This window comes from Kitasatospora sp. NPDC059088, from assembly GCF_042738155.1.
GTDB lineage: Bacteria > Actinomycetota > Actinomycetes > Streptomycetales > Streptomycetaceae > Kitasatospora.
On the sequence record NZ_JBHYGR010000008.1, the window covers coordinates 84,145 to 90,595 of the forward strand.

Genomic DNA, 6,451 nt, shown 5'->3' on the forward strand with positions numbered 1-6,451 from the left:
CTTTTTTGTGTTGTCGCTGTGCTCGGGTCCGCCCCCCCCCCCCCCCCCCCCCCCCCCCCCCCGCCCCCCCCGCCCCCCCCCCGCGGGGGGGGGCCCCCCCCCCCCCCGGCGTCCCGGAGGAATCTCAGCATCGGAAACGAAAGCATCCGGATCGCGGGACGGGCATGTCGGAGCGGGCCCGGGAATCTATACGATGAGCCCATGCGTTCCGTCGATGTGAGCAACCAGGCCCCGGGCACCCGCCTCGTGGCGCGCCTGCACATCGACCTGTGCCGGCACGCCGGCGCGATCTGTCCCGGCACGCCCGCGCGCTCGCGCTGAGAGCCGCCCCGCCCCACCCGGGCCCCGCCGCCTCCCCGGCGGCGTCGAGCCCCGGGCACCCTCCGCCCCGCCGCGCCCGTTGCGGCCCACCCACCCCACACGACTCGCACAGGAGCGCACCCATGGCCATCGAGGTCCGCATCCCGACCATCCTCCGCACCTACACCGACGGCGCCAAGGCCGTCGAGGGCAACGGCAGCAACCTCGCGGAACTCTTCACCGACCTCGACGCCCGCCACCCGGGCATCGCCGCCCGCCTGGTCGACGGCGGCGAGCTGCGCCGCTTCGTCAACGTCTACCTGAACGACGAGGACGTCCGGTTCCTGGAGGGCATCTCCACCGCCCTCGCCGACGGCGACAGCGTCACCATCCTGCCCGCCGTGGCCGGCGGCGCCCGCTGACCTCCCGGTTCCCCCGGCACCGTCCCCGCCCGTGACGCAACGGGGCCGGCGCCGGGGTCGGGGGAACCGCCCCTCTTCACCCTCACCGCCGTGGCCGGAGGCCTCCCTTGCGATACGACAGTCCGCTCGAAGCCGTCGGCAACACCCCCCTGGTCCGCCTGCCCCGGCTGTCCGCCGCCGTCCCCGGCAACGACGACGGCCTGGTGACCCTCTGGGCCAAGCTGGAGGACCGCAACCCCACCGGCTCCATCAAGGACCGCCCGGCGCTGCACATGATCGAGCGCGCCGAGGCCGACGGCCGGCTCACCCCCGGCTGCACGATCCTGGAGCCCACCAGCGGCAACACCGGCATCTCGCTCGCCATGGCCGCCAAGCTCAAGGGCTACCGGATGGTCTGCGTGATGCCCGAGAACACCAGCGAGGAACGGCGCGAACTGCTCCGGATGTGGGGCGCCGAGATCATCCCCTCCCCGGCCGCCGGCGGCTCCAACACCGCCGTCCGGATCGCCAAGGAGATCGCCGCCGAGCACCCCGACTGGGTCATGCTCTACCAGTACGGCAACCCCGACAACGCGGGCGCCCACTACGCCACCACCGGCCCCGAGATCCTCGCCGACCTCCCCACCGTCACCCACTTCGTGGCCGGCCTCGGCACCACCGGCACCCTGATGGGCGTCGGCCGCTACCTGCGCGAGAAGGTCCCCGGCGTACGGATCGTCGCCGCCGAACCGCGCTACGACGACCTGGTGTACGGGCTGCGCAACCTCGACGAGGGCTTCGTCCCCGAGCTGTACGACGCCGAGGTGCTCACCACCCGCTTCTCGGTCGGCTCCGCCGACGCCGTCCGCCGTACCCGCGAACTCCTCCAGCAGGAGGGCATCTTCGCGGGCGTGTCCACCGGCGCCATCCTGCACGCCGCGATCGGCGTCGGCCGCAAGGCGGCGGCCGCCGGGGAGCGCGCGGACGTCGTGTTCGTGGTCGCGGACGGCGGCTGGAAGTACCTCTCCACCGGCATCTACACCGCCGAGTCCACCGAGGCGGCGGTCGAGGCCTTGCAGGGCCAGCTCTGGGCCTGATGCCCTAGCGTCCCTGGTTCGACACCGCCCGCTGGGCCCGGGACCAGACCTGGCGGTCCACGGTGCCGGCCCGGCGGCGGAAGGCCGACAGCGGCACCTCGCGCAGCTCGTCGGTCTCCAGCCAGCTGGCCCGGCCCTGCCGGTCGCCCACCGAACCGGGCGGCAGCGGCAGCACGCCCGGGCGCTCGGCGTGGTGCTTGCTGGTGATCTTCGCGACGGTGGCGGTCCGGCCGTGCACCCGCAGCACCAGGCAGGGGCGGTCCTTGGCGCCCGGGCCGTCCTCGAACGGCACCTCGGCCCACCAGATCTCCTGCGGCTCCGGCCCGGCCCCGGTGCGCGGGCGCGGCCGCGGGCGGGTCGGGGCGGCCGGGCGGGACGCGGGGCGGGTGCGCCTGACCAGCGCCGCCGCGACGGCGGCCAGCACGGCGACGCCCGCCAGCAGGAGAACGATCCAGATGCCAGTCATGCCGCGAACCGTACCGGGCCGCCGGTGGACGCCACCACCGTGGCGGCCGTGACAGTTGAGCATTTGTCCGTACGTTGCTCCCGGTTCGTCACGGATCCGCCACGACGCCCGTTCTGCGGCCTGCGTCCCGGTGCCGTCCGGAAAGGCTGCCCCACGAACGTCCGCCCCCGTCCCCCCGGAGGTGCCTTCGTGAACAGCGACGCACTGTGGTCGTACGCCGAGATCGCCCGGCACATCAACGTCCAGCCCGAGACCGTCCGCAACTACCGGCGGCACGGACTGCTGCCCGACCCCGACGTGATCGACGGCAGCGGACACCCCCGCTGGTACCCCGCGACCATCCGCACCTGGGCCCGCAACCGCCCCCGGCACCGCTGATCCGGCGCCGCGGCCCCCGCCCCGGCGGTCTGGGTGATTCCAGCCACAGCCCGGCACGGGGACGGGGGCAAAGTGCTGCTCCGCCCTTACCCTCGACACACCAACGCAGTGCTACCGGCCGGTCCACCGGCCCGGCCTGCCGTTTTCCATGCTTGTTTTCCATGCTGTTTCCATGTCGTACGCCAACAGCAGCCAGGACGTGTCGGGGCGGAGGGGCTCGGATGAAACTGACCGTGGTGGGGTGCTCGGGGAGCTTCCCGTCCGCCGACTCGCCGTGCTCCAGCTACCTGGTCGAGGCCGACGGCTACCGCGTGGTGCTGGACCTCGGCAACGGCGCGCTCGGCGCGCTGCAGAAGTACACCGGCCTCTACGAGGTCGACGCCGTCCTGCTCAGCCACCTGCACGCGGACCACTGCGTCGACCTGTGCGCCTACTGGGTCGCCCGCAACTACCGCGCGGAGGGCTGCCCCGACCTGCTCCCGGTGTACGGTCCGGCCGGCACCGCCGAGCGGCTCGCCCGGGCGTACGACATGCCGGAGAACCCCGGGATGAAGGAGGTGTTCGAGTTCCGCACGCTCACTCCGGGCAGCTTCGGGCTCGGCCCGTTCCGGGTCTCCGTCGCGCAGGTCAACCACCCGGTGGACGCCTTCGCCTTCCGGCTGGAGCACGACGGCCGCGCGCTGGTCTACTCCGGTGACACCGGGGAGAGCCCCGAGCTGGTCGAACTCGCCCGGGACGCCGACCTGTTCCTCTGCGAGGCCGCCTACCTGGACGGCCGCGACACCTACCGGGCCGTCCACCTCAACGGCCGGGAGGCCGGTGAGCACGCGGCCGCCGCCGGGGCGCACCGGCTCGTGCTCACCCACATCCCGCCGTGGACCGACGCCGAGCGCAACCGCCGCGACGCCGCCGCCGCGTACGCCGGCCCGGTGGAGCTGGCCCGGGCCGGCGCGGTGTACGAGATCTGATCCCTGCTCCGGACCCGATCCGCTGTTCCTGGTCCGGGCCCCTGCTCTGGATCTGGTCTTCGAAGACGGACCCTAGCGTCGGCCGGGTACCGGCAGGCCGAGGTGGTCGCGCAGGGTCGGGCCGGTGTAGTCGGTGCGGAACACCCCGCGTTCCTGGAGCAGCGGGACGACCCGGTCGACGAACTCGTCCAGGCCGCCCGGGGTGAGGTGCGGGACGAGGATGTATCCGTCGGCCGCGTCGTTCTGCACGAAGTGGTCGATCTGCCCGGCGACGGTGGCGGGGGAGCCGATGAAGGACTGCCGGCCGGTCACCTCGATGACCAGTTCACGGCTGGTCAGGTTCTTCTCCGCGGCCAGCGCCCGCCAGCGTGCGGCGGTGCCCACCGGGTCCGGGATCCGGACCCGGCCCTGGACCAGCGCGCTGTCCGGGTCGGGGTCGACGTCCGGCAGCGGCCCGTCCGGGTCGTGGTCGGACAGGTCGACGCCCCAGACCTGCTCCAGGTAGTTGATCGTGGTCTGCGGCCCGACCTGGGCCCGGCGGACCTCGGCGGCGCGCTCGGCCGCGTCGGCGTCGGTGTCGCCGAGGACGAAGGTGGCCGCGGGCAGGATCTTCAACTCGTCCGGCTTGCGGCCGTAGGCGGCCAGTCGCCGTTTGACGTCCTGGTGGAAGGCCTGGCCGTCGGCGAGGGTGGAGTGGCGGCTGAAGATGACGTCGGCGGCGGACGCGGCGAACTCGCGGCCCTCGTCGGAGTCCCCGGCCTGGATGACCACCGGGTGGCCCTGCGGCGGGCGGGGCAGGGAGAGTCGGCCCTCGACCTCGAACTGCGGCCCGGAGTGCCGCACCCCGGCGGCCCCGGTGTCCCAGAACTCCCTTGCCAGTTCGACGGATTCGGCGGCCCGGGTGTAGCGGTCGGCCCGGTCCAGGTAGCCGCCGCGGCGGAAGTTCTCCCCGGTGAAGGCGTCCGAGGAGGTGACCACGTTCCAGGCCGCCCGGCCGCCGGAGAGGTGGTCCAGGGAGGCGAAGCGGCGGGCGAGTTCGTACGGCTCGTTGAAGGTGGCGTTCACCGTGGCCGCCAGGCCGATCCGTTCGGTGACGGCGGCCAGGGCGTTCAGCACGGTGATCGACTCGGGGCGGCCGACCACGTCCAGGTCGTGGATGCGGCCGTTGGTCTCGCGCAGTCGCAGGCCCTCGGCGAGGAAGAAGAAGTCGAACTTGCCGCGTTCGGCGGTCTGCGCGAGGTGGCGGAAGGAGTCGAACTCGATGTGGCTGCCGGAGGCCGGGTCGCTCCACACCGTGGTGTTGTTGACGCCGGGGAAGTGGGCGGCGAGGTGGATCTGCTTGAGCGGACGGTCCGTCATCGGGTCACCTCGGCGAGGGCGGGGGAGTCGGTGGTGGGGACGCTCGCCGCGGCCGCGGCGGCGGCGTAGCGGCTGGCCGGGCGGGGCAGTCCGAGGTGGTCGCGCAGGGTGCGGCCGGAGTGGCCGGCGCGCAGCAGCCCGGTGGCGCGCAGGGCCGGGGCGGTCCGCTCGGCGAGGGCGGCCAGGTCGCGCGCGGGCTCGGCGGGGACGAGGTGGAAGCCGTCCACGCCGGTGCCGGTGGAGCTGAGTTCGGCGAGCAGCCGCTGCTCGGCGGCCCGGTCGGGCAGGGCGGCGTCGAGCCGGGCGAGGATGCGCAGCTGTTCGCCGGAGCGCAGCCGCAGTTCGGTGGCGGCGGTCAGCCGGGCGGCCCGGTCGGGGGCGTCCAGGACGACGACGTCGGCGTACCGGATCGCGGTGGCGACCCGGGCCCGCCCGCCGGGGGTGGCGTCCGGGACGAGGTCGGCGGCGGACACCGGCACCACGACCACCGGGCGGCCCTGCGGCGGGCGCGGGGTGATGGAGGGGCCGCGGACCGAGAAGTGGCGGCCCTCGAAGTCGATGTAGTGCAGCTTGTCGCGGTCGACGAACCGGCCGGTGGCGGTGTCGCGGATCTCCGCGTCGTCCTCCCAGCTGTCCCAGAGCCGGGCGGCGACCTCGGCGGCGTCGGCCGCCTCGGCCCACAGCTCGTCCTCGGGGGCGACCGGGCGGCGGCCGAAGGCCCTGGTCTCGGCCTCGGTGCCGGAGACGCCGACCAGCCAGCCGGCCCGGCCCGCGCTCACCCAGTCCAGGGTGTTGAGCGAGATGGAGGTGTGGAAGGGCTCGGTGTGGGTGGTGGTGACGGTCGGGACCAGGCCGATCCGCGAGGTCAGCGGGGCGATCCGGGCGAGGGTGGCGAGCGCGTCGGGGCGGTGCGGCTCGGGGGCGAAGGAGTCGTCGAGGGTGACGAAGTCCAGGCCGGCGCGCTCGGCGAGGAGGGCGAGGCCGGCGTAGTGGGCGGCGTCGAAGTGGCCGGGACTGTCGATGGCGGCGGAGAGGTGCAACTGGCGGGGCATGGCGAGCCTGGCTTTCCTCGTGCGGAGGTGCGCGGAGGTGCGCGGCCGTGCGTGGACAGCGGCCCCGTACGGGTGCGGGGGTGCGGTCACGCGCGGCGCGGTTGCGCGGTGACGGCCCGTGGGCAGGCGGAGGCCCGCGACGGGCGGGGGAGGAGGGCGGCCGGCGCCGGGCGGGGACTCAGCCGGGCGGCGGCGGGGCGAAGGATCGGCTCAGCCGCGACACGCCGCCGACCACACGCGACCGAAGTCGATGTGGCTGCGGGTCACCAGCGGGCACGAGGCGTTCACCGGTTCAGTTGACCAGGGCCTCCGGCGGTTCGTCAACCGCCGTTTCCGCACGGTGGAACCTCCCGGGAACGCCGAAGGCCCCGCCCGGCCGCCGGGGGAGCGGCGGTGGGGCGGGGGCGTCGGAACGGGCGGGACCGGCGTC

8 protein-coding genes are annotated in these 6,451 nt (G+C 74.5%); 5 read left to right on the top strand and 3 right to left on the bottom strand.

The genetic code is table 11. The features are described from left to right. Window positions 1-201 precede the first annotated feature (201 nt). The 3 genes from ACFWXO_RS06080 (at window position 202) to ACFWXO_RS06090 (ending at window position 1,798) form a co-directional block, all read left to right on the top strand. Window positions 202-321, top strand: a complete 120-nt coding sequence (locus ACFWXO_RS06080) for a putative leader peptide (protein WP_317621128.1) — start codon at window positions 202-204, stop codon at window positions 319-321. Window positions 322-443: 122 nt separating this feature from the next. After that, the gene (locus ACFWXO_RS06085; RefSeq protein WP_097237732.1) at window positions 444-722 is read left to right on the top strand and encodes a MoaD/ThiS family protein; all 279 of its coding nucleotides are present in this window, start codon (window positions 444-446) and stop codon (window positions 720-722) included. 107 nt (window positions 723-829) lie between these two features. Beyond that, window positions 830-1,798 (top strand): PLP-dependent cysteine synthase family protein, encoded by a 969-nt coding sequence (locus tag ACFWXO_RS06090; protein ID WP_375883090.1) that lies wholly within the window; start codon window positions 830-832, stop codon window positions 1,796-1,798. A 4-nt stretch (window positions 1,799-1,802) separates the two neighbouring features. On the opposite strand, the gene ACFWXO_RS06095 is transcribed toward ACFWXO_RS06090, so the two are convergent. After that, window positions 1,803-2,264 (bottom strand): type II toxin-antitoxin system PemK/MazF family toxin, encoded by a 462-nt coding sequence (locus ACFWXO_RS06095; protein WP_375883093.1) that lies wholly within the window; start codon window positions 2,262-2,264, stop codon window positions 1,803-1,805. A gap of 189 nt (window positions 2,265-2,453) precedes the next feature. Here ACFWXO_RS06095 and ACFWXO_RS06100 point away from each other — a divergent pair, with 189 nt between their 5' ends. Together ACFWXO_RS06100 and ACFWXO_RS06105 are read left to right on the top strand one after the other, a co-directional pair. Beyond that, window positions 2,454-2,642: a MerR family transcriptional regulator gene (locus tag ACFWXO_RS06100; protein ID WP_375883096.1), complete on the top strand. Its 189-nt coding sequence runs from the start codon at window positions 2,454-2,456 to the stop codon at window positions 2,640-2,642. 221 nt (window positions 2,643-2,863) lie between these two features. Then, window positions 2,864-3,610, top strand: coding sequence for an MBL fold metallo-hydrolase (locus tag ACFWXO_RS06105; protein ID WP_375883099.1), 747 nt, complete (start codon window positions 2,864-2,866; stop codon window positions 3,608-3,610). A 72-nt stretch (window positions 3,611-3,682) separates the two neighbouring features. On the opposite strand, the gene ACFWXO_RS06110 is transcribed toward ACFWXO_RS06105, so the two are convergent. Together ACFWXO_RS06110 and ACFWXO_RS06115 are read right to left on the bottom strand one after the other, a co-directional pair. Next, window positions 3,683-4,969, bottom strand: a complete 1,287-nt coding sequence (locus ACFWXO_RS06110; protein WP_380522533.1) for an LLM class flavin-dependent oxidoreductase — start codon at window positions 4,967-4,969, stop codon at window positions 3,683-3,685. Beyond that, on the bottom strand, window positions 4,966-6,021 hold the full coding sequence (locus ACFWXO_RS06115) for an LLM class flavin-dependent oxidoreductase (RefSeq protein ID WP_380522534.1): 1,056 nt from the start codon (window positions 6,019-6,021) through the stop codon (window positions 4,966-4,968). The genes ACFWXO_RS06110 and ACFWXO_RS06115 overlap by 4 nt, the downstream gene beginning before the upstream one ends. Window positions 6,022-6,451 lie beyond the last annotated feature (430 nt).